Source organism: Isoptericola aurantiacus, from assembly GCF_044769875.1.
GTDB lineage: Bacteria > Actinomycetota > Actinomycetes > Actinomycetales > Cellulomonadaceae > Isoptericola > Isoptericola aurantiacus.
In genome coordinates this window covers 1,161,158-1,181,863 of the sequence record NZ_JBJBAE010000001.1, presented here as the reverse complement: position 1 = coordinate 1,181,863, position 20,706 = coordinate 1,161,158, and the positions used below count along the sequence as shown (strand labels likewise).

The following is a 20,706-nucleotide window of genomic DNA, read 5'->3' as shown; positions in this document are numbered from 1 at the left end:
CCGTGCCGCGTTCACCCTGCGCGGACGGGGCGACTGACGTGGCGCCGTCGTGCATAGGATCGGGGCAGTCCGTATCACCCGGCGTCGCCACGCGGCGCCTCGCTCAAGGAGTCAACGTGGAGATCACGATCGGTGTGCAGAACCTGAACCGCGAGCTCGTGGTCGAGACCGACCAGAGCGCGGAGGACGTCGCCAAGGCGGTCCGCAAGGCTCTCGACGGCGGCGGCGTGCTGGAGCTCAACGACTCCAAGGGCCGCCAGATCATCGTCCCGACGGCGACCCTCGGCTACGTCGAGATCGGCAGCGGCGACCAGCGTCCCGTCGGCTTCGGCTCCCTCTGACCCGGAGGGCCGCGCCGGTCGGCGCGGCCCCGCGGCTCAGGCGGCCAGCCGCAGCCGGTCCATCCGCCGCGTGTGCTCGGCGGTGAGCCGTGCGACCAGCCAGTGCCGCGCGGCGTCGCGGCCCACCACGCCGTCGGCGTCGAGCGCCCGGGCGGCGGGCTCGCTCAGGTCGGTCAGCGCCGGGTGATCGTCCAGCAGGGACGTCACCAGGTTGAGCGACTCCCCGACCACGCGGCGGCCCCACAGCGCCAGCCGGGACGCCAGGACGTCGTCGGCCGCACCCAGCCGGACCAGCACGGCCAGCGCCTCGGCGTCCGCCCCTGCGGCTCCGACCGGACCGGGCGCCGGCCGGTCCAGGACCTCCCGCAGCCGCCGGGCCGGCCCGCCGGTCGCCCCTGCCGCGAGGGTGCGGCACAGGTCCTGCGCCACCCCGTGCCCGACCACGCCCTTGAGCAGTCCCTCGGCCCAGTCCTCCGTGGCGGTGCGCGTGTCGAACTCCACCAGCGCGTGCTCGAACGGACCCATCACGAGCGCCGCACCCGCGACACCCCCGCCGGGGACGACCAGCTCCACCAGGTCGTGCTGGCGTTCCAGCGCCCGCTCGGCGCCGTCGGCGAGCGCCTGCCGCGTGGCCAGGTCCGGGGCGTCCACCGACCGGGCGGCCAGCAGCCCGAACTCCGCCAGCTCGGTGTAGGCCGCGATGCCGACCACCTCCAGGACCGCGGGGGGCACGGACGGGTCGACGACGACGTCGGGCACGGGGTGGCTGCTCACCGCTCCAGGATAGGGGCGGACACGATCGCGTGACGCACGCCTCCCGCCCGATCGCGGCATGGTCCTATACCATGACCCTGTACCTCGGTTGCCCGGTCGTCTCGATGCTGACCTGACGCGCACCTGCGCGACGATAATTCGCGATCGGCTGCCGACCACCTCGGCGCGGCGTGAGATCCGCGGCCTGACCCTGTGGTCCGTCGCGCCGACGACATGTGAAGGCACCAGTGACCACCACCGACCTCACCGCCGACGACGCCGCCCAGGCGCCGACCGGCTCCACCAGCGCCGCCGACTACTCGTCCGCGGCGGCCATCCAGGCCCAGGACGTCAGCTTCGCGGACTTCGGCGTCCGCACGGAGATCGTCCGGGCGCTCGCCGACGCGGGCATCACCCACCCCTTCCCGATCCAGGCGATGACGCTGCCGGTCGCCCTGCAGGGCCACGACATCATCGGCCAGGCGAAGACCGGCACGGGCAAGACCCTCGGCTTCGGCGTCCCGCTGCTGCACCGCGTCGTCGCCCCGGGCGAGCCCGAGTTCGACCGGCTGCCCGCCCCGGGCAAGCCGCAGGCCGTCGTCGTGGCCCCGACCCGCGAGCTCGCCTCGCAGGTGGCCCGCGACCTGGAGACCGCCTCGAAGCACCGCGCCGTCCGGATCCTGCAGATCTACGGCGGCCGCGCCTACGAGCCGCAGATCGAGGCGCTGAACACCGGCGTCGAGGTCGTCGTGGGCACCCCCGGCCGCATGGTCGACCTGCTCAACCAGGGACACCTCAGCCTGGCGCGCGCCGCGACGGTCGTGCTCGACGAGGCCGACGAGATGCTCGACCTCGGGTTCCTGCCCGACGTCGAGCGGATCCTGTCGCGCACTCCCGCCGTCCGGCACACCATGCTCTTCTCGGCCACCATGCCCGGTCCCGTCGTGTCGATGGCCCGCCGCTACATGTCGCAGCCCACGCACATCCGCGCGGCCGACCCGGACGACGACGGCGCCACCGTCAAGAACACGCGCCAGGTGGTCTACCGTGCCCACGCGCTCGACAAGGTGGAGGTGCTGGCCCGGATCCTGCAGTCCGAGGGCCGCGGCCGCACCATCGTGTTCGCCCGCACCAAGCGCACCGCCGCGAAGGTCTCCGACGAGCTGCGCACCCGCGGCTTCGCCGCCGGCGCCATCCACGGCGACCTCGGCCAGGGCGCTCGCGAGCAGGCGTTGCGTGCCCTGCGCCACGGCAACATCGACGTGCTGGTCGCCACCGACGTCGCCGCCCGCGGCATCGACGTCACCGACGTGACGCACGTGATCAACTACCAGTGCCCCGAGGACGAGCGCACCTACCTGCACCGCATCGGCCGCACCGGTCGCGCGGGCAACAAGGGCACGGCCATCACGTTCGTGGACTGGGACGACGTCCCCCGCTGGCAGCTCATCAACAAGGCGCTCGACCTCGGCTTCCCCGAGCCGGTCGAGACCTACTCCTCCTCACCGCACCTGTTCACCGACCTCGGCATCCCCGAGGGCACCACGGGCCGCCTGCCCCGCTCGAAGCAGCAGCTCGGCGGTCTGGACGCCGAGGAGCTCGAGGACCTCGGCGAGACCGGCAAGCGCACGGGCGGCGGGCGCGACGGCGGCCGTCCCGGTGGTCAGCAGCGCGGCGGCTCCGGCCGGGGCCGGGACGGCGGCCGCGGCCGCGGTGGCCAGGGTCGCGGCGGCTCGGGTGGCGGCCAGGGCCGCGCCGACGAGGGCCGACGCTCCGCCCCGCGGTCCGACGGCGGTTCGCGCTCCGGCGAGCGGAGCGCGTCCGGCGAGCGGAGCGCGTCCGGCGAGGCGGGCGCGGGCCAGCGCCGTCGGCGGCGTCGCCGCCGCAGCGGAGGTTCCGGCCCGCAGGCCGGCGGCTCGCCGTCGTCGTCCGAGAGCTGACCCGCCGCGACGTCGCGTCGCACCGAGGGCGGGCCGCCGGGTACTCCCGGCGGCCCGCCCTGTGTCGTACCCCGGCCGTACCGTGGAACCGTGCAGCTCAGCTTCTCGGCACCGCTGTGGCAGTGGCAGGCCCGGCAGGACGACGCCTGGTGGTTCGTCACCGTGCCGCCCGACGAGTCCGACCTGATGGACGACCTGCCGCTCCCACCGCGGGGGTTCGGCTCGATCCGCGTGCGCGTCACGGTCGGCGCGACCACGTGGCAGACCTCGGTGTTCCCCTCCAAGGAGCAGCAGTGCTACGTGCTGCCGATGAAGAGGTCGGTGCGCCGCGCGGAGGGGCTGGAGCCCGGCGCTCCCGTGCGCGTCACGCTGGAGACGGTCGACGTCTGAGCCGCTGCTACGCCGTCTGGACGAACTCGATGACGGCGTCGGCGATCTGCTGCACGGCGATCGCGGCGAGCAGGATGCCGGCGATCCGGGTGATGAGCGTGACGCCGGAGTCCTTGAGCACCCGGTGGAGCACCTCGGCGAACCGCATCGCCAGGTACAGCGAGACGTGCACCAGCACGATCGCCGCGGCGATCGCGACGACGGCCGGCAGACCCTCGTCCTGGGCCTGGGCCTGCTGGACGAACACCATGGTCGCGACGATCGCGCCCGGTCCGGCCAGCAACGGCGTGCCCAGGGGGACCAGGGCGACGTTCGCCCCCGGGGAGGCGGCCGTAGCCTCCCCGTTCTCGAAGTGCCCGGTGAGCAGCTGCATCGCCACGATGAGCAGCAGCAGACCACCGGAGGCCTGCAGCGCCGCGAGCGAGATGCCCATGTAGGCCAGGAGCTGCTGGCCGAACAGGGCGAACGTCACGATCACGCCGAACGCCACCGCCACGGCCTGCAGCGCGGCCCGGCTGCGCTGCTTGGCACCCATCGTGGACGTCAGCGCGAGGAAGACGGGGATGGTACCGGGCGGGTCCATGATGACCCACAGGGTCACGAAGGCCTGCGTGAAGAGCGTCAGGTCGATCACGTGGCTCACGGGCGCAGCACCTCCAGGCGTCCACGACGCTCGATCTCGGCCAGGACGTCGGCGTCGGTGGTGTGCTCCCCGATCCGGTTCAGCTTGCCCGTGCCGTGGTAGTCGCTCGATCCCGTCACCAGCAGGTCGAGCTCGGCGGCGAGCTCGCGCAGCCGGTCGCGGTCCGCGTCGCCGTGGTCGCGGTGGTCCACCTCGAGACCGGCCAGACCTGCCGCCGCCAGCTCCTCGATCGTCGCCTCGGTGACGACCCGCCCGCGCGCACCCGCGCGAGGGTGCGCCATGACCGGCACGCCACCGGCGGCCAGCACGGCGCGGACCGCGTCGGCGGTGTCCGGGGCGTAGTGCGGGACGTAGTAGGGCGCGCCGGGATGCAGCATCGTGGCGAACGCCTCGTCCCGGCTCGCCACCACGCCGGCGGCCACCAACGCGTCCGCGAGGTGCGGCCTGCCGACCGTGGCGCCGTCGTGCGTCTGCGCGACGACGTCGTCCCAGGTCAGCGGGAAGTCCTGGGCGAGCAGCGCGGTCATGCGCCGGGCCCGGTCCATCCGGTCGCCGCGGGTGCGGCCCAGCTCGTCCAGCAGCGCGGGGTGCTCCGGGTCGTGCAGGTAGGCCAGCAGGTGCACGCTGATCCCGCCGGCCGGCGTGGCGGCGCGCGTGGAGATCTCGACGCCGCGGACCAGTGCCACCCCGGTCCGCGCCACGGCCGCAGCGGCATCGGCCCAGCCCGCCGTCGTGTCGTGGTCGGTCAGCGCCACGGCGGTCAGGCCGGCCGCGGCCGCCGCCTCCAGCACCTGGCGGGGCGTGTCCGTCCCGTCGGACTCGCGCGAGTGGGTGTGGAGGTCGATCACCCGGTCAGTCTAGGGACCCGCGGACGGAGTCTCCGCACGGTCTCCACGACTCCGTCGGGTTCCGCACGCCGACGGCGCGGACGACGAGGGCACGATGGACCGGATGAGCTCACTGCTGGCCGACATCGCCCCGCCCGCCGACTCCCTGCCCGGCGGGGAGGCCGCCGCGCCGCCCCTCGGCGTCGTCCTGGTGCACGGCATGCGGCAGGACGCCTCGGCCTGGGAGGCGCAGGTGGCCCACCTGGAGGCCGGCGGCCACCACGCCGTGCCGCTCGACCTGCCCGGTCACGGCACACGCCTGGCGGAGCAGTTCACCCTGGAACGAGCCTGGGCGCACATCGACGACGCCGTCGCCGATCTTCCCGAGGGCACCCCGGTCGTGCTCGTGGGCCAGTCGCTCGGGGGCTACGTGTCGCTCGGCTGGGCGGCGCGTCACGCCACGGCGGGCCGCGACGGCGGCGCCCGGCTGGCCGGCGTCGTCGCGTCGGGCTGCAGCACCGACCCGCTCGGCAAGCCGGTGGCCCTCTACCGCGGCGTCGCGGCGGGCATCGCCCGCGCCGGTGGCGCCGTGCGGCGGCGTGCCGACGGCGCGGAGTCGGGGAAGGGCCCCGCCCGTCCGGGCTGGGACCTCGTCACCGACGCGCTGGGCCAGCTCGCCGGGCGCTCGGTGCTGAGCGACGTGGCCGCGGTGCGGTCGCCCGTCTGGCTCCTCAACGGTGCCCGGTGCCATCTGCGCTGGCAGGAGCAGCGGTTCCTGCGCTCCGCCGCCAGCGGCGCCCTCGTCGTCGTCCCCCGCGTCGGGCACGACGTCCACCTGGAGGCCCCCGACGTGTACAACCGGGTCCTGACCCGGGCGCTGTCGGACTTCGCCCACCGCTGACGGCTCGCCGCCCGCACCGGTCCGGCGTGGTGCGAGACTGAGGGCATGAGCGACACCACCTCCGTCGACCAGGACGTCACCGAACGCGGGGACAACAGGTCCCAGCGCCCCCGGTCGGACGCCTTCAAGAACTTCATCACCTCCCAGTGGGGACCGCGGCCCGATCTCGGCGTGCGCCCGGACCGCTCCGTGCCGTTCACGGCGGCCCGGCGTGCACGGCTCTCCGAGCGCTTCGCCGGCACGCGCCTCGTGCTGCCCGCCGGTCCGCTCAAGCAGCGGTCCAACGACACCGACTACCGGTTCCGCCCGCACTCGGCGTTCGCGCACCTCACCGGCCTGGGCACCGACCAGGAGCCCGACGCCGTGCTCGTCCTGGACCCCACCGAGCCCGGCGGCGGTGACGACGGGTCCAACCACCACGCGCGGCTCTACGTCCGCCCCCTGGCGCCCCGCAACACCGAGGAGTTCTACGCCGACGCCCGCTACGGCGAGTTCTGGGTCGGCGCCCGGCCGTCGCTCGACGACGTCACCACCCTGACCGGCATCGAGGCACGCCACGTCGACGAGCTGGCCGAGGCGCTGGCCAAGGACGTGGGCTCCGACGGCGTGCGGGTGCTGGTGATCGCCGAGGCCGACGAGGAGATCGCCGCCCTCGTCGAGTCGATCCGCGCCGAGGCCGGGCTGGAGTCCGGCGCCGAGGAGCAGTCGGACGACTCGCTCGCCGAGGCGACCAGCGAGCTGCGGCTCGTCAAGGACGAGCTCGAGATCGAGCACCTGCGCACCGCCGTCGCCCGCAGCATCGACGGCTTCGAGGCCGTGGTGCTCGCGCTCCCCCGCGCCGTCGCCCACCGCCGCGGCGAACGGGTCATCGAGACGGTCTTCGACGCGAACGCCCGGCTCGAGGGCAACACCGTCGGCTACGAGACCATCGCGGCCGCCGGGGAGCACGCCACCACGCTGCACTGGATCACCAACGACGGCGTCGTCCGGTCCGGCGAGATGGTGCTGCTCGACGGCGGCGTGGAGGTCGACGAGCTGTACACGGCGGACGTGACCCGCACCCTGCCCGTGGACGGCACCTTCACCGACGTCCAGCGCCGCATCTACACCGCGGTGCTCGACGCCGCCGACGCGGCGTTCGCCGTGGCGAAGCCCGGTGCGAGGTTCCGCGACGTGCACGCCGCGGCCATGGAGGTCATCGCGGCGCGGCTCGAGGAGTGGGGCCTGCTGCCCGTCACCGCCGAGGAGTCCCTCTCCCCGGAGGGCCAGCAGCACCGCCGCTGGATGGTGCACGGCACCTCGCACCATCTCGGTCTGGACGTGCACGACTGCGCCCAGGCCCGCCGGGAGATGTACCTCGACGGCGTGCTGGAGCCGGGCATGGTGTTCACGATCGAGCCGGGCCTGTACTTCAAGGCCGACGACCTGGCCGTCCCGGAGGAGTACCGCGGCATCGGTGTCCGGATCGAGGACGACGTGCTGGTCACCGCGGACGGCAACGAGAACCTCTCGGCGGCGCTCCCCCGTCGCCCCGAGGACGTCGAGGCGTGGATGGCCGGCCTGCGCGGCTGACCTGCTGCCCGATGCGGCACATCGTTCCCGGTTCGGCAGGTTGATCTGCCGAACCGGGAACGACGTGCCGATTCCACGGGATCACGGCGCCGGCAGGAACCGCAGCGGCCGAACCTGCCGCCGCACGCCGGCGGGGAACCGGGAGAGCACTTTCTCCCCCACCCCGGTGACGGACTCTCCCGACATGACCCGCACGGGCAGGACTCCCGCCTCGTGGAGCGCGTCGGCGCGGCGCTTCTCGCGCAGCAGCTCCTGCGTGGCGTCGTGGCCAGGACGCACACCACCGTCGGTGTACTTGACCCTGCCGTCGAACTCGACATAGACCCCGTGCTCCTGCCAACCGAGGTCGCAGTGGTACGTCCGCCCCGCCGTCACGACCGGAGCCTGGGTCCGGGGTCTCGGCAGACCTGCTCGGAGGCAGATGTACCGCACCCACGACTCCCCGGGCGAGTCGGCACCACCGTCCACGTGGTCGAGCACCCATCGGGCCCGCCGGCTCCCGTTGACGCGCCCCCGCGCGTCGAGCAGGCTCCTGGCCCGGTCCAGGTCGAGGCTCGGCCACCGGCCCAGCGCGGAGTCGGCGATCACCAGCGCATCGAGCGGGTGGATCGTGACGGCGCAATCGACGAGAGTCCGGCCGAGGTCCGTCACCGGCAGTCCATCGATCTCCACCTGCTCCTGCGTCGGCACCACCCCGATGTGGCGGGCCAGGTCGGGGGCCGCACGGCTCGAAGGTCGGTACGCCTGAACCAGGTGCGTGCGGTCCGGCGCGCGCCAGAGCGCGCATCCCCAGAGGGCAGCCGCTGTCACGTGGCTGAAGGTGTGACCGGCACGGAGCTGGCGATGCACCGCGTGGGCCAGCAGGACCCGACGACGGCGCGCCCGTTCCTGCGGTGTTCGCGCGGTGTCCCGATCGCCCGTGTAAGCACCGGTGCGGATCCGCCGGAGCTCTCCTCGCGCGGCGGAACGGGCGAGCTCGGAGGGCTGGACCTCACGGGCCAGGATCAGGTCGTCGGGGCGGGGCATGTCCCCGAGGTTGGACCACGGCGGCCGTCCGGAGAGGCTCGGCCTTCGCAGCCTGTGGACCGACAGCAGCAACGGACCGTCTGTGGGTGCCGGAGACCCGGCTGTCGGTTCGGCACTGTGTTCCCGGTTCGGCACCATGAGTTGCCGAACCGGGAACACAGTGCCGAACCGCGGTCAGCGTCCCGGGGGCGGCGGGGCGTACGGGTCGTCCGGGTCGCCACCCGACGGCGGTGCCGCCGGCGTCGAGGCGCCCGACGGCGGCTGCTGGCCCTGGGTGGGCGGTGCGGGCGGCTGCGACTCACCGGAGCCCGGCCCGGTGGCCTGCGGGTGCGACGGGCCCTCGCCACCGGCCACCGAGGTGGTGGACGACCCCGCGGCCACCGGGTCACCCGCCGGAGGCTGACCGCCCGGGGTGCCGCCGCCGGGACGCATCGCGCCGTAGCGGGGGGCGCCGTCGGGGGTGGTCCACCGGGGGTCGGGGGCCGACGGCGCCGGGGCTGCCGGACGCTCCGGCTCCTTGCGCCGGCCCAGGCCGCTCGGGGAGTCCGCCAGCATCCGGCGCGCCTCCGCGGCCTGCTCCGTGGCGCACAGCAACGCGTAGGACGCCGCCACGATCTGCGACTGGGACGTGAAGTCCCGGCGCCCGCCGGTGAACGCGTAGGACAGCACGGAGAACATCAGCCCGAAGCCCGCGCCGAGCGCGAGGGCGACGAGCAGCACGCTGGTGTCGCCGCCGGCGAAGAACATCAGCAGCAGACCCACGAAGAACCCGAACCAGGCTCCGGACAGAGCGCCCGCCAGTGCCACGCGCCCGTAGGTCAACCGGCCGGTCACGCGCTCGACCATCCGCAGGTCGGTACCGACGATGGTGACGTGCTGGACGGGGAACTTCTCGTCGGAGAGGTAGTCCACGGCCTTCTGCGCCTCGAGGTAGGACTCGTAGGCGGCGACCTCGTCCCCCTGGGGCAGGGTCGGGACCCGGGGCACTGGGTTCGGGCGGCTCATGCTCATTCGCCCAGTATTTCGCACTGTGCGCCGGGGGGCCACATCCACGGGGACCTAGGATCGGGTCATGAGCACCACCGAGCTGGAGGCCCGCGTCCGCGACGCCCTGTCCGGGGTCCTCGACCCCGAGATCCGCCGACCCCTGACCGAGCTGGACATGATCCGCTCCGTCACCGTGGCCGCCGCGGGCGACGGCGCCGGTCCCGACGGCGCGCACGTCACCGTCGGGGTGGACCTGACCGTGGCCGGGTGCCCGATGAAGTCGACGCTGGTGCGAGACGTCACCACCGCCACCGAGGCGGTGGAGGGCGTGGCGAGCGCCGCCGTCGAGCTCGGTGTCATGACCGCGGAGCAGCGGCAGGGGCTGCGGTCCAAGCTCCGCGGCGGCGCCGGGGACCCGGTGATCCCCTTCGCCCAGCCGGGGTCGCTGACCAAGGTCTTCGCGGTGGCCTCCGGCAAGGGCGGCGTCGGCAAGTCGTCGGTGACCGCGAACCTCGCCGCCGCGATGGCCGCCGACGGACTGAGCGTCGGTGTCGTGGACGCCGACATCTACGGGTTCTCGATCCCCCGGATGCTCGGCGTGGACCGCCAGCCCACCCGGGTGGACTCGATGCTGCTCCCGCCGATCGCCCACGGCGTGAAGGTGGTCTCGATCGGGATGTTCGTGCCGAGCGGTCAGCCCGTGGTGTGGCGCGGCCCGATGCTGCACCGCGCGCTCGAGCAGTTCCTGGCCGACGTCTTCTGGGGCGACCTGGACGTGCTGCTGCTCGACCTCCCGCCCGGCACCGGGGACATCGCCATCTCCGTTGCGCAGCTGCTGCCCTCCAGCGAGATCCTGGTGGTCACCACCCCGCAGGCCGCGGCGGCCGAGGTCGCCGAGCGGGCGGGATCGGTGGCGACCCAGACCTCGCAGGGCGTCGTCGGCGTCGTGGAGAACATGTCCTGGCTGACCCAGCCGGACGGTTCGCGCCTGGAGCTCTTCGGGTCCGGCGGCGGCGAGCAGGTCGCCGCACGGCTGACCGATGCCGTGGGCACGGACGTGCCGCTCCTGGGCCAGGTGCCGCTGGACGTGGCGGTCCGCGAGGGTGGCGACAGCGGCACGCCCGTGGTGCTGACCGACCCGGAGGCACCGGGCGCGCGCGTCCTGCGCGACGTGGCCCGCGGGCTCGCCGGCCGTCGTCGCGGCCTGGCCGGACGCCGTCTCGACGTGACGCCGGTCAGCTGACGGACGCCGGTCCGGGACCGCGCACAGGTCGTCCATACTGGGGGCCATGACGTCTCCCACATGGCTCGAGCACTGGTCCGACGACGACGGCGCGGCGCGCGTTCGCGCCCTGTTCGCCGAGGCGTTCGGGTCGGACGGCGTCCCGGACGGCGTCTGGTCGGCGCCGGGGCGCGTCAACCTCATCGGGGAGCACACCGACTACAACGCCGGCCTTGCGCTGCCCGTCGCGCTCCCCCACCGCACGTACGTCGCGCTGCGGTCCCGGGACGACGACGTCGTGCGCCTCACCTCGGCGCAGGCGCCGGGCAGGACCTGGGAGACGGACCTGGCCGACGTCGCGCCCGGCGGGACGCAGGGCTGGGGAGCCTACGTCGCCGGCGTCGCCTGGGCGCTGCGGCAGGCGGGCCACGAGGTCTCCGGCTTCGACGCCGTCGTCGACTCGTGCGTGCCGTTCGGTGCAGGGCTGTCGTCCTCCGCCGCGCTGGAGTGCGCCGTCGCCGTCGCCCTGGACGCGGTGCACGGCCTCGGTCTCGCGGCCGACGACGCCGGTCGGGCGGCGCTGGTGACGGCCTGCGTCCGGGCGGAGAACGAGATCGCGGGCGCACCGACGGGCGGCATGGACCAGGCGGCGTCGCTGCGGTGCTCGGTCGGGCACGCGCTGCTGCTGGACTGCCGACCCGGGCTCTCGGCCCTGGAGTCGGCCGGTCGCGTGCCGTTCGACCTGGCGGCGGTGGGCCTCACGCTGCTCGTGGTCGACACCCGTGCCGAGCACGCCCTGGTGGACGGTCAGTACGCCGAGCGCCGCGCGTCGTGCGAGCGGGCGGCCGAGATCCTGGGGCTGCCGTCGTTGCGGGACATCGACCCCGACCGCCTCGACGACGCTCTGACGGCCCTGGGCGACGGTCCGGAGGCGGACGTGCTGCGCCGCCGGGTCCGCCACGTCGTCACCGAGATCGCCCGGACCGAGCAGTTCGCCGCCACGGTGCGCGCCGGCAGGGTGGCCGACGTCGGCGACCTGATGGATGCCTCGCACGCCTCCTTGCGGGACGACTACGAGGTCTCGGCGCGCGAGCTCGACCTGGTGGTGGACTCCGCCCGCGCCGCGGGTGCCCTCGGGGCCCGCATGACCGGTGGGGGGTTCGGCGGATCGGCGATCGCGCTGGTGCGCGACGCGGACGTCGACGGCGTGGTGGAGGCGGTCCAGGCGGCGTTCGACGCCGCGTCGCTCACGGCGCCGGGCTTCCTGCTCGCGCCGCCGTCGGCGCCCGCCCACTGAAGCCTCGCCCCCGGCACGCCCCCTGACGCCCCCCTGCCGGCCGGCCGTTGTGGGTATGAAATCTACGGCTGCGGAGCCGTCCAGGGTCGTCGATTTCATACCCACAACGGGGCGGTGGGGTTCGGGTCGGACGGGGCGGGGGTCCGGGTCAGACGAGGCGGTGGGGTTCGGGTCAGGGGCGCGGCCGCGAGTCCGGGGTGTCCGTCCCACGGAGCTGGTGGAGCACGTCGTCGAAGAAGGCCCGGACCTCGTCCCACCGGACCGTCGCGTCGGCGAGGTGCTCCGCGAGCCGGTCGATCTCGGCGTGCTGGGCGTCCTGGCGCCGGCGCTCGTCCAGCTCGCGCCGCACCTGCGCCAGCCGGGCCTCCGCCTCCGCCACGATCCGTTCGAGCTCACGCTCGACAGCGGCGGCGTCCTCCGGCGTCCCGCTGGTCATGGGGTCCCCTCTCCGTCGGGACAGGCTCACAGCGCGACGGTGACGCCGATGAGTGCCAACGGCACGCCCACGAACACCCCGAGCACCCAGGCTGCGGCCCACAGCTTGTTGGTGGCGGCGACGTCACCCAGCCAGGTGGCGCCCCGCAGCGGGAGCTGGCGCAGGATCGGCAGCCCGAAGACAACCAGAGCGGCGAAGACGTTGAACAGCACGTGCACGAACGCCGCCTGCAGGGCGAGCTCGCCCTCGGCCCCGGTGAAGGCGAACGCGGCGATGAGTGCGGTGATCGTGGTGCCGATGTTCGCACCCACCGTGAACGGGTAGACCTGCCGGAGCGAGAACGTGCCCGACCCGGCCAGCGGGATCATCAGGCTCGTCGTCGTCGACGAGGACTGCACCATCATCGTCACCAGGGCGCCGCTGGCGACACCGCTGATCGGCCCCCGGCCCACCGAACGGTGCAGGGCCTCGGCCGCCCGGCCCACCATGAGGACCTTGAGCAGCTTGCCGAGCCAGTTGATGACGGCCAGGATCAGCCCGATGCCGAGCAGGATCATGACGACCCCGTGCCAGGCGCCCGGCAAGAACGACGTGGCCGACTCCAGTCCGGCGGCGAGGGGCTCGGTCAGCGTGTCGACCACGGTACCGATGCCGGCGAAGATCGTCGGCACGATGCCGCCGTCGGACCCGGAGGCCGCCCCCGCCAACCATGCCGAGGACTTCTCGAGGAACCCGGTCGCGAGCTCCAGCGGCAGGAAGAGCGCCACGGCGATCAGGTTGAAGAAGTCGTGGACGGTCGCCGCGGAGAACGCCCGGCGGAAGCTCTCCCGGTCGCGGGCCATGCCGAGGCTGACCAGCGTGTTGGTGAGCGTGGTGCCGATGTTGGCCCCCATGAGCATGGGGATCGCGATGCTGATCGGCATCCCGCCGGCCACCAGACCCACGGTGACGGACGTCGTCGTCGAGCTGGACTGGGTGGCTGCGGTGAACAGCACCCCGACCATCAGGGCCACGAACGGGTTGGACGCGAACTCGAAGAGCGCCGTGGCCGAGTCGCCGGTCGCGGCCTTGAAGCCGGTGCCGATGAGCTCCACCGCGGTGATGAGGACGTAGACGCCGGCGACGACACCGAGCCAGTTCGCCGTCCGCAGCGCACGGCCCGTCAGGCCGAACCGCTCGAACGGGCCCACGAGCCGCCGTGTCTCGCGCTCGGCGACGTCCGGCACGGTGGTGACAACGGACGTCTGCGGCAGAACGTCGGTCATGGAGGCTCCCGTCAGGGTGAGGTGGCCACCGGGGGGCGGTCACTTCAGGTCATGGCACCCCCGAGACAACCAGCACCGGGTGACGGCATCCCGGCCCGAAGGTGAACGGAAGATGAACACCCACCGTTCCGTACCTCACACGTTCACCCGACGGCGCCGCTCAGACGTCGTAGGTCGCGATCACCGGTGCGTGGTCGCTCCACCGTGCGGCGTACGACGGCGCCCGGTCCACCTCCACCTTGACGGCCCGGTCCGCGAGCGCAGGGTTGGCGAGCTGGTAGTCGATCCGCCAGCCCTTGTCGTTGTCGAACGCCTGTCCGCGCCACGTCCACCACGTGTACGGGCCGGGCCCGTCCCCGCCGTGCGCCCTGCCCAGGTCCGTCCAGCCCAGCTCGTCGAACCACCGGTCGAGGTAGGCCCGCTCGGCCGGCAGGAAGCCCGAGCTCTTGAGGTTGCCCTTCCAGTTGGCGATGTCGACCTCGCGGTGCGCGACGTTGACGTCGCCCGCGACGACGGCGGGTCCCCCGGTGGCGAGCTCGGCCAAGCGGTCGGTCACCCGGTCCAGGTGGGCGTACTTGGCACGCAGGGTGTGCTCCTGGCCCGGTGCGGCCGACCCGGAGTGCAGGTAGGCCGAGACCACGGTGAGCGCACCGCCGTCGGGCAGCGTCAGGTCCGCCTCGAGCCAGCGGCCGGAGTCGACGTCGGCCTCCGCACCGCCGTCGGCGGCCGGCAGCCCGGCGCGCACCGCGGCCAGCGGCAGCCGGGACACGACGGCGACGCCCGCGCGGCCCTTGAGTGCGCTCGCCTGGTGGGCCACGTGCCACCCGTCGAAGTGCTCGCGCACCAGGTCGTCCGGGGCACGGACCTCCTGCAGGAGCAGCACGTCGGGGGTGCGGTGGGAGATCCAGTCGTCGATGCCGCGACGGACGGCGGCACGGATCCCGTTGACGTTGGCGGTGGCGAGGGTCAGCACGCGGGACATCCCACCACACGGTGCCGACACCGTCAGCGGCGTGGGTCACCGCCGTAGGCTGGCCGTCGTGGTCGAGAGCTGGTGGTCGGTGCTGTGGGCGGGCGCATGGTGCCTGCTGTGGTCCGGATGGCTCGCCTGGTCGATGCACCGCGATACCCGCAGGCTGCGCAACGGCTTCCTGCTGATGGCCCTCGTGTACGGCCTGGGGTTGCTGGCGAACACCCTCCTGAGGACGCTGCCCGACGGCGCGGCGGTCGCCGCGTGGGTCCAGCTCGCGCTGCTGGTGGTGCTGGGCGCCGGGCTCCTCGCGCTCCCGCTGCTCCTGGTGGGCAACGGGATCACCATGGTGCGTCGGGAACGCCGCACGCCGGCCAACCTGCTGTCCTTCGGCCTCGGGCTGGGGCTCCTCGCGCTGCCCGTCGTGGCCTGGACGCTGGCCCGCGACGACTCGCCCGCCGGGACCGCCCTCGCCGTCACGCTCGTGCTCGTGACGTGCTGGCTCGGGTTCTGCTTCCTCGGGTTCCTCGCGCAGGCGCTGCTCTACCGCAGGGTGGTGCGCCGGGTCGACGCCACGGCCGTGATCGTCCTCGGGTCGCGCGTGGTCGACGGCCGCGTGCCACCGCTGCTGGCCGCCCGGCTGCGCACCGCCGTCGCGCACGCCCGGCGGCTCGGCACGCCCGAGGAACCCGTGCCGATCGTCCCCTCCGGCGGCCAGGGTCCGGACGAGACGCGGCCCGAGGGTGCGGCCATGGCCACGTGGCTCCGCGACGAGGGCGTGCCCGGCACGTCGGTCCTCGTCGAGGACCGGGCACGCACGACACGGCAGAACCTGACGTTCTCGACCGAGCTGCTCGAGGCCCGAGGGATCGGCGGCCCCTACCTGGTCGCGACCAACGACTACCACGCGCCCCGCGCGGCCCTCGAGGCGATGGAACTGGGGCTCGACGTGCACGCCGTCGGCGGCGCCACCGCCCGCTACTACCGGCCGAGCGCCTTCCTGCGCGAGTTCGCCGCCGTCCTGCAGCGACGGCGCGGGGTGCACGTGCTCGCGGGTGCGGGCATCCTCGCGCTCTCCGGTCTGGTGCTGCTGGCCGGGCTGGCCGCGGCCTGATGTCTCACGCGCCGCGGTGGGCGGCCTCCAGCGCGGCCACGTCGATCTTGCCCATCTGCAGCATCGCCTCCATGGCGCGGCGGTTGGCCGGCGTCGTGTAGTCCCCGCACAGCTCCTCGAGCTGACGAGGGATCACCTGCCAGCTCACGCCGAAGGGGTCCTTGCACCATCCGCAGGGGCCCTCGGACCCGCCGTCGGCGGTGAACAGGTCCCAGTAGCGGTCGACCTCCTCCTGGCCGTCGCACAGCAGGTAGAAGCTGAACGACTCGTCCAGGCGGAGGCTGGGACCGGCGTTGAGCATCACGACGGGCATGCCGCAGACCGTCGCCTCGACGATGAACGGCTTCCCGGCCTCGGCCCCGGGCACACCGTCGGGTGCGACGAGCGTGCTGTCGACGTGCGAGTCCGGGACGTGCTCGGCGTAGAAGGCCGCGGCGTCGTGCGCGTCGTTGTCGGCGAACCACAGGTGCGGTCGGACGGTGACCATCGTCGTCTCCTTCGTCGGCCCCGTCGGTCGGGGCCTCGGAGGTACGACGGCCGCGGACGGACGAACTCATCGCCCGGACGAACGCGTCTCAGGCGACCGAACGCTCCGCCGCCTCGACCGCGCTGCGGAACAGCATCGCGATCGTGGTCGGTCCCACGCCGCCGATCCGCGGCGTGATCGCACCGGCGACCTCCTCGCAGGACTCGTCGACGTCCGGCAGGAGCTTGCGCCCCTCGTAGCGGACACCGCCGCCGATCACGGTCACGCCCGGCGTGAGGTGCTCCGGCTGCAGGATGCCCGGCACCCCGGCTGCAGCGATGACGATATCCGCCCGCCGCGTGTACTCCGGCCAGTCCGGCACGCCCGTGTGCACCACGGTCACGGCGGCGTTCGCCGTCGGGCGCTTCTGCGAGAGCAGCAGCGCCAGCGGCCGTCCGAGCGTGGTGCCGCGCCCGAGGATGCACACCTCGCGACCGGCCACGGGGATCTCGTAGTACGCCAGCAGCGTCTCGATGCCCGCCGGCGTCGCCGGGACCGGGCCCGGCATCCCGAGGGCGAGGCGCCCCATGTTGACCGGGTGCAGCGCGTCGACGTCCTTGTCCGGGTCGAGCGCCAGCAGCGCCGCGTCGAAGTCGATCTGCGGCGGGGTCGGGTGCTGGATGAGCACGGAGTCGACGTCGTCGGCGTCGTTCATCTCCCGCACCGCTGCCAGCACGTCCGCCTGCGAGGCGTCCTGCGGCAGGTGGATGTGCGGGGAGGTGAACCCGAGCTCGGTCGCCTTGTCCATCTTCATGCGGATGTAACCGGCGCTCGCCGAGTCGTCCCCGACGAGGATCGTGCCCAGACCCGGCCGGTGACCGGCGGCGACGAGCGCGTCGATGCGGGGCGCGATCTCGGCGAACACCGCCTCGGCGACCGGCTTGCCCGGCAGCATCCGCGCGCTCACTGCGACAGCCCCGGGTACAGGGGGAACTCGCCGGTGAGCGTGGCGACCCGGGCCGTCAGCGCCTCGGCGTCGGCGGACGCGCCGTCGCGCAGCGCCGTGGCGATGATGTCCGCGACCTCGGTGAACTCGGTGTCGCCGAACCCGCGGGTGGCGAGCGCCGGGGTGCCGATCCGCAGGCCGGAGGTGACGCGCGGGGGCCGCGGGTCGAACGGCACCGCGTTGCGGTTCACGGTGATGCCCACCGAGTGCAGCAGGTCCTCGGCCTGCTGGCCGTCCATCGCGGAGTTCCGCAGGTCCACGAGCACGAGGTGCACGTCCGTGCCGCCCGTCAGCACCGAGACGCCCGTGCCGGTCACGTCGGGCCGGGTCAGCCGGTCGGCGATGATCTGCGCACCGCGCCGGGTGCGCTCCTGGCGCTCGCGGAACGCCTCGGAGCCGGCGATCTTGAACGCCACGGCCTTGCCGGCGATGACGTGCATGAGCGGGCCACCCTGCTGCCCCGGGAAGACGGCCGAGTTCAGCTTCTTGGCGTACTCGTCCTTGGCGAGCAGGAAGCCGGAGCGCGGGCCGCCGATGGTCTTGTGCACCGTGGAGGAGACGACGTCGGCGTGCGGCACCGGGGACGGGTGCAGGCCGGCGGCCACGAGACCCGCGAAGTGCGCCATGTCCACCCACAGCTTGGCCCCGACCTCATCGGCGATCTCGCGGAAGGCCGCGAAGTCCAGCTCACGGGGATACGCGGACCAGCCGGCGATGATGACGTCGGGACGGTGCTCAAGGGCCCGCTTGCGCACCTCGTCCATCTCGATGCGGTACGACTCGGGGTCGACGCCGTAGCCCGCGACGTCGTACAGCTTGCCGGAGAAGTTGATCTTCATCCCGTGCGTGAGGTGGCCGCCGTGCGCCAGCTCGAGGCCGAGGATCTTGTCGCCGGGGTTGATGAGCGCGTGCAGCACGGCCGCGTTGGCCTGCGCGCCGGAGTGCGGCTGGACGTTGGCGTACTCGGCGCCGAAGAGCTCCTGGGCGCGCGCGATCGCGAGGTTTTCGGCGATGTCGACCTGCTCGCAGCCGCCGTAGTAGCGGCGCCCCGGGTAGCCCTCGGCGTACTTGTTCGTCAGCACCGAGCCCTGCGCCTGCAGGACGGCGCGGGGGACGAAGTTCTCCGAGGCGATCATCTCGAGGGTGTCGCGCTGCCGGGCCAGCTCGCCGTCCAGGACGGCGGCGATCTCCGGGTCGACCTCGGACAGGGGCGCGTCGAACGTGGGGTCGGAAGTGCTCATGGGCGGCGTCTCCTGCTGTGTCGGACGGTCTGGTGTCGTTGAACGACCGGGCCCAGGCGACCGACCCGTCGTCAGCACAGCGCGTCGCTCCCCGGTGGTGATCCACCTGTACGCCAGTCGCGACGCTCCGATCCTAGCAGCGTCGGACCGGCCGGGGCGGGGCGGACGACGCCGACGGGACGGGGTCGCACGCCGGCTCCCCCGTCCCGCCGCCCGGTTCAGCGCCAGCTGTCGTCGAGCTCCAGCCCGCCGTCCGGGCCTACCGTCGCGGAGCGGTTCGCGCCGCTCTCCCACACGACGTTCCCGGCGTCGTCGACCTTCACGTACTTGTACTCGAAGGATGCCCCGGCGGGCAGCTCCACAACTCCCGTCCACGTCGGGTAGGTGCCGGCGTCGAGCGCCGGCGCGTCGCGCGGCACCCACGAGCCGAGCTCCGGCAGCGAGCCCACCAGGTGGACGGTCTGCCCCCACGTGGTGGTGGCGTCCACCGAGACCTCGACGTCGCCGGCCTCGGGGTCGGGCTCGGGCTCGGGCTCGGCGCACGGGTCGCCGGCCGTGACCTCGCCACCGGAGACGACGACGTCGGCCCCGGTCAGCGTGTAGTCCTGCCCTCCGTTGTTGTCCCAGGCGCCCGCACCGTCGGTGAAGGCGGCGGTGATCGTGGCCCCGTCGGCCGCGATCTCCCGAGAGACCCAGCCGTCGCAGGCCGGCGCCATCGGTTCGCCCGGGACGTCGGTCCAGGACCCGGTCCCCACGCGGTAGTGGATGCGGTGCGCCAACCAGCCGGCGTGGGTCGCGTAGTGGACCGTGGTGGCCTCACCCGTGGGCGGCTCGGTCGGCTCACCCGCCAGCAGTGCGAGGGCACCGTAGGCCGGCACCGTCGCGGAGAAGGTCCCGGAGGCGGAGACGTCGTAGGTGACCGAGCAGTCGTCGGCGGCCACCACGTCGCAGTAGGTGCCCGCGGGCAGCGACGTCGTGTACGTCCGCGTCACCGAGGAGCCCGAGTTGTTGAGCGTCACATATCCCACGGAGCCCCGCCCGTAGGCGATGTGGTTGTTCCCGTCGTCCCACCAGTTCGTCACCGGGGTGCCGTCGACGGCGTTGTGGAAGCCCACCATGCCGCGGACCTCGGTGGCACGGTGGGTACACGTCCAGGCGGCCGAGCCGCAGTCGGCGTCGGGCACGGACGTCTGCGTGGCACCGGGCGCCCCTGCGTCCTTGTCGGTGAAGGCGTAGCCCGAGTAGACCGTCGGCGACCCGTAGGGCCAGGACAGCATGAAGGTGTTCGCCAGGAGGTACTTGGCGCCCCACTGCGCGGTCATGGTCTCGCCGTTGCGCTCGGTGTCGTGGTTGTCCACGAACACGCCGGCACGGTCGGACGGCAGCTTGCCGTCACCGATGGAGCGCAGCCCCGCGATGCTGCCGTCGAACCGGCTCTTGAGCTCGCGGGCGTAGTCGAACTCGTGGGAGTCGCCGCTGCCCAGGTACTCCGCGGGCTGGATCGGCTCACCGGCGGCTCCGATGACCTCGTGGATCCAGAACACGTCCTGGTCCGAGAGCCGGGAGCGGATCGCCTCCAGGTCGGCCGCCGGCATGTGCTTGGCGGCGTCGATGCGGAACCCGGCGACGCCGAGGTCGATGAGGTCGTTCAGGTAGGCGGCGAGGGTGTCGCGCACGTGCTCCGACCCGGTACGGAGGTCCTGCAGGGAGACCAGGCGGCAGTGCTGCACCTGGTAGCGGTCGCCGTAGTCGGTGATGTCGCTGCGGCAGTCGTTGAAGTCGGCACCGGAGTAGATGCCGGGGAACGAGTCGACGCCGAACGAGCTGCCGGCGACGCCCGTGCCGGACCCCTGGTCCGCCCCCGTGGTGTGGTTGATCACCGCGTCCGCGACGATCCCCACGCCGGCGTCGGCGCAGGTCTCGACCATGTGCGCGAACTCGGCCCGCGTGCCCAGCTTGGACTCGATGCGGTAGCTGACGGGCTGGTAGGAGGACCACCACTGCGTCCCTCGGACGTGCTCCTGCGGCGGGGAGACCTGCACGTACCCGTAGCCGGCGGGTCCGAGCGTCGAGGTGCACTCGGTGGCGACGGAGTCCCAGGTCCACTGGAACATCTGGACGATGACGTCGCCCCGCCCCTGCGGCGAGTCGACGACGGGCTCGGGCGGAGGGACGTCCGCGAGGGCGGGGGCAGGTGCGGCCAGGAGGGCGGCTCCGGCCACGGCTGCCGCCGCGAGGGCGGCCGTGGGGCGACGGCGCCGAGGCCGGCGGGTCGCGTGGTGTCGGTGTGCGAGCGGCATTGCTCTGCT

General features: G+C 73.5%; 20 protein-coding genes and 1 riboswitch. Of the genes, 8 read left to right on the top strand and 12 right to left on the bottom strand.

The features are described 5' to 3' along the window. The first annotated feature begins 116 nt into the window (after positions 1–116). Positions 117–341 (top strand): DUF3107 domain-containing protein, encoded by a 225-nt coding sequence (locus ACIQLL_RS05375; RefSeq protein WP_402464099.1) that lies wholly within the window; start codon positions 117–119, stop codon positions 339–341. 36 nt (positions 342–377) lie between these two features. Here ACIQLL_RS05375 and ACIQLL_RS05370 read toward each other — a convergent pair whose 3' ends face one another. Then, positions 378–1,115 carry a ferritin-like fold-containing protein gene (locus ACIQLL_RS05370; RefSeq protein ID WP_402464098.1) on the bottom strand — a complete coding sequence of 246 codons (738 nt, stop codon included), beginning with the start codon at positions 1,113–1,115 and terminating at the stop codon, positions 378–380. 227 nt (positions 1,116–1,342) lie between these two features. On the opposite strand from ACIQLL_RS05370, the gene ACIQLL_RS05365 reads away from it, so the two are divergent. After that, positions 1,343–3,034, top strand: a complete 1,692-nt coding sequence (locus ACIQLL_RS05365) for a DEAD/DEAH box helicase (RefSeq protein WP_402464096.1) — start codon at positions 1,343–1,345, stop codon at positions 3,032–3,034. Between the two features lie 90 nt (positions 3,035–3,124). Beyond that, positions 3,125–3,424, top strand: coding sequence for a DUF1905 domain-containing protein (locus ACIQLL_RS05360; protein WP_402464094.1), 300 nt, complete (start codon positions 3,125–3,127; stop codon positions 3,422–3,424). A gap of 7 nt (positions 3,425–3,431) precedes the next feature. On the opposite strand, the gene ACIQLL_RS05355 is transcribed toward ACIQLL_RS05360, so the two are convergent. Both ACIQLL_RS05355 and ACIQLL_RS05350 read right to left on the bottom strand, forming a co-directional pair. Beyond that, positions 3,432–4,067, bottom strand: a complete 636-nt coding sequence (locus ACIQLL_RS05355) for a MarC family protein (RefSeq protein ID WP_402464092.1) — start codon at positions 4,065–4,067, stop codon at positions 3,432–3,434. Then, positions 4,064–4,915, bottom strand: coding sequence for a PHP domain-containing protein (locus ACIQLL_RS05350; RefSeq protein ID WP_402464091.1), 852 nt, complete (start codon positions 4,913–4,915; stop codon positions 4,064–4,066). The genes ACIQLL_RS05355 and ACIQLL_RS05350 overlap by 4 nt, the downstream gene beginning before the upstream one ends. Positions 4,916–5,018: 103 nt before the next feature. Here ACIQLL_RS05350 and ACIQLL_RS05345 point away from each other — a divergent pair, with 103 nt between their 5' ends. Together ACIQLL_RS05345 and ACIQLL_RS05340 are read left to right on the top strand one after the other, a co-directional pair. After that, positions 5,019–5,795, top strand: coding sequence for an alpha/beta fold hydrolase (locus ACIQLL_RS05345; RefSeq protein WP_402464089.1), 777 nt, complete (start codon positions 5,019–5,021; stop codon positions 5,793–5,795). A gap of 45 nt (positions 5,796–5,840) precedes the next feature. Then, complete coding sequence (locus ACIQLL_RS05340) at positions 5,841–7,367, top strand: aminopeptidase P family protein (protein WP_402464087.1); 1,527 nt, start codon at positions 5,841–5,843, stop codon at positions 7,365–7,367. 81 nt (positions 7,368–7,448) lie between these two features. Here the strand turns inward: ACIQLL_RS05340 and ACIQLL_RS05335 are convergent, their stop codons facing one another. Continuing rightward, a complete protein-coding gene (locus ACIQLL_RS05335; RefSeq protein WP_402464085.1) occupies positions 7,449–8,393 on the bottom strand; it encodes a hypothetical protein in 945 nt (314 codons plus the stop codon). Between the two features lie 174 nt (positions 8,394–8,567). Further along, positions 8,568–9,404: a general stress protein gene (locus ACIQLL_RS05330; protein WP_402464083.1), complete on the bottom strand. Its 837-nt coding sequence runs from the start codon at positions 9,402–9,404 to the stop codon at positions 8,568–8,570. A 61-nt stretch (positions 9,405–9,465) separates the two neighbouring features. Between ACIQLL_RS05330 and ACIQLL_RS05325 the strand changes: the two genes are divergently transcribed. Together ACIQLL_RS05325 and galK are read left to right on the top strand one after the other, a co-directional pair. Beyond that, on the top strand, positions 9,466–10,623 hold the full coding sequence (locus ACIQLL_RS05325) for a P-loop NTPase (protein WP_402464081.1): 1,158 nt from the start codon (positions 9,466–9,468) through the stop codon (positions 10,621–10,623). 46 nt (positions 10,624–10,669) lie between these two features. After that, the gene (gene galK, locus ACIQLL_RS05320; protein ID WP_402464079.1) at positions 10,670–11,899 is read left to right on the top strand and encodes a galactokinase; all 1,230 of its coding nucleotides are present in this window, start codon (positions 10,670–10,672) and stop codon (positions 11,897–11,899) included. A gap of 172 nt (positions 11,900–12,071) precedes the next feature. Here galK and ACIQLL_RS05315 read toward each other — a convergent pair whose 3' ends face one another. The 3 genes from ACIQLL_RS05315 to ACIQLL_RS05305 all read right to left on the bottom strand — a co-directional run bounded on the left by ACIQLL_RS05315 (position 12,072) and on the right by ACIQLL_RS05305 (position 14,582). Further along, complete coding sequence (locus ACIQLL_RS05315) at positions 12,072–12,335, bottom strand: hypothetical protein (protein ID WP_402464077.1); 264 nt, start codon at positions 12,333–12,335, stop codon at positions 12,072–12,074. Positions 12,336–12,361: 26 nt separating this feature from the next. Continuing rightward, a complete protein-coding gene (locus ACIQLL_RS05310) occupies positions 12,362–13,600 on the bottom strand; it encodes a Na/Pi symporter (protein ID WP_402464075.1) in 1,239 nt (412 codons plus the stop codon). A gap of 160 nt (positions 13,601–13,760) precedes the next feature. Beyond that, entirely contained in the window at positions 13,761–14,582 is an 822-nt protein-coding gene (locus ACIQLL_RS05305; RefSeq protein ID WP_402464073.1) for an exodeoxyribonuclease III, read from the bottom strand. A gap of 58 nt (positions 14,583–14,640) precedes the next feature. On the opposite strand from ACIQLL_RS05305, the gene ACIQLL_RS05300 reads away from it, so the two are divergent. After that, on the top strand, positions 14,641–15,684 hold the full coding sequence (locus ACIQLL_RS05300; protein WP_402464071.1) for a YdcF family protein: 1,044 nt from the start codon (positions 14,641–14,643) through the stop codon (positions 15,682–15,684). 4 nt (positions 15,685–15,688) lie between these two features. Here the strand turns inward: ACIQLL_RS05300 and ACIQLL_RS05295 are convergent, their stop codons facing one another. The 4 genes from ACIQLL_RS05295 to ACIQLL_RS05280 form a co-directional block, all read right to left on the bottom strand. Then, positions 15,689–16,171: a VOC family protein gene (locus tag ACIQLL_RS05295; RefSeq protein ID WP_402464069.1), complete on the bottom strand. Its 483-nt coding sequence runs from the start codon at positions 16,169–16,171 to the stop codon at positions 15,689–15,691. Positions 16,172–16,259: 88 nt separating this feature from the next. After that, entirely contained in the window at positions 16,260–17,117 is an 858-nt protein-coding gene (locus tag ACIQLL_RS05290; RefSeq protein ID WP_402464067.1) for a bifunctional 5,10-methylenetetrahydrofolate dehydrogenase/5,10-methenyltetrahydrofolate cyclohydrolase, read from the bottom strand. Next, positions 17,114–18,397, bottom strand: a complete 1,284-nt coding sequence (gene glyA / locus ACIQLL_RS05285) for a serine hydroxymethyltransferase (protein ID WP_402464065.1) — start codon at positions 18,395–18,397, stop codon at positions 17,114–17,116. The genes ACIQLL_RS05290 and glyA overlap by 4 nt, the downstream gene beginning before the upstream one ends. 43 nt (positions 18,398–18,440) lie before the next feature. Then, positions 18,441–18,528, bottom strand: a riboswitch (ZMP/ZTP riboswitch). Positions 18,529–18,615: 87 nt separating this feature from the next. Next, the gene (locus ACIQLL_RS05280) at positions 18,616–20,697 is read right to left on the bottom strand and encodes a carbohydrate-binding module family 20 domain-containing protein (RefSeq protein ID WP_402464063.1); all 2,082 of its coding nucleotides are present in this window, start codon (positions 20,695–20,697) and stop codon (positions 18,616–18,618) included. Positions 20,698–20,706: the final 9 nt, after the last annotated feature.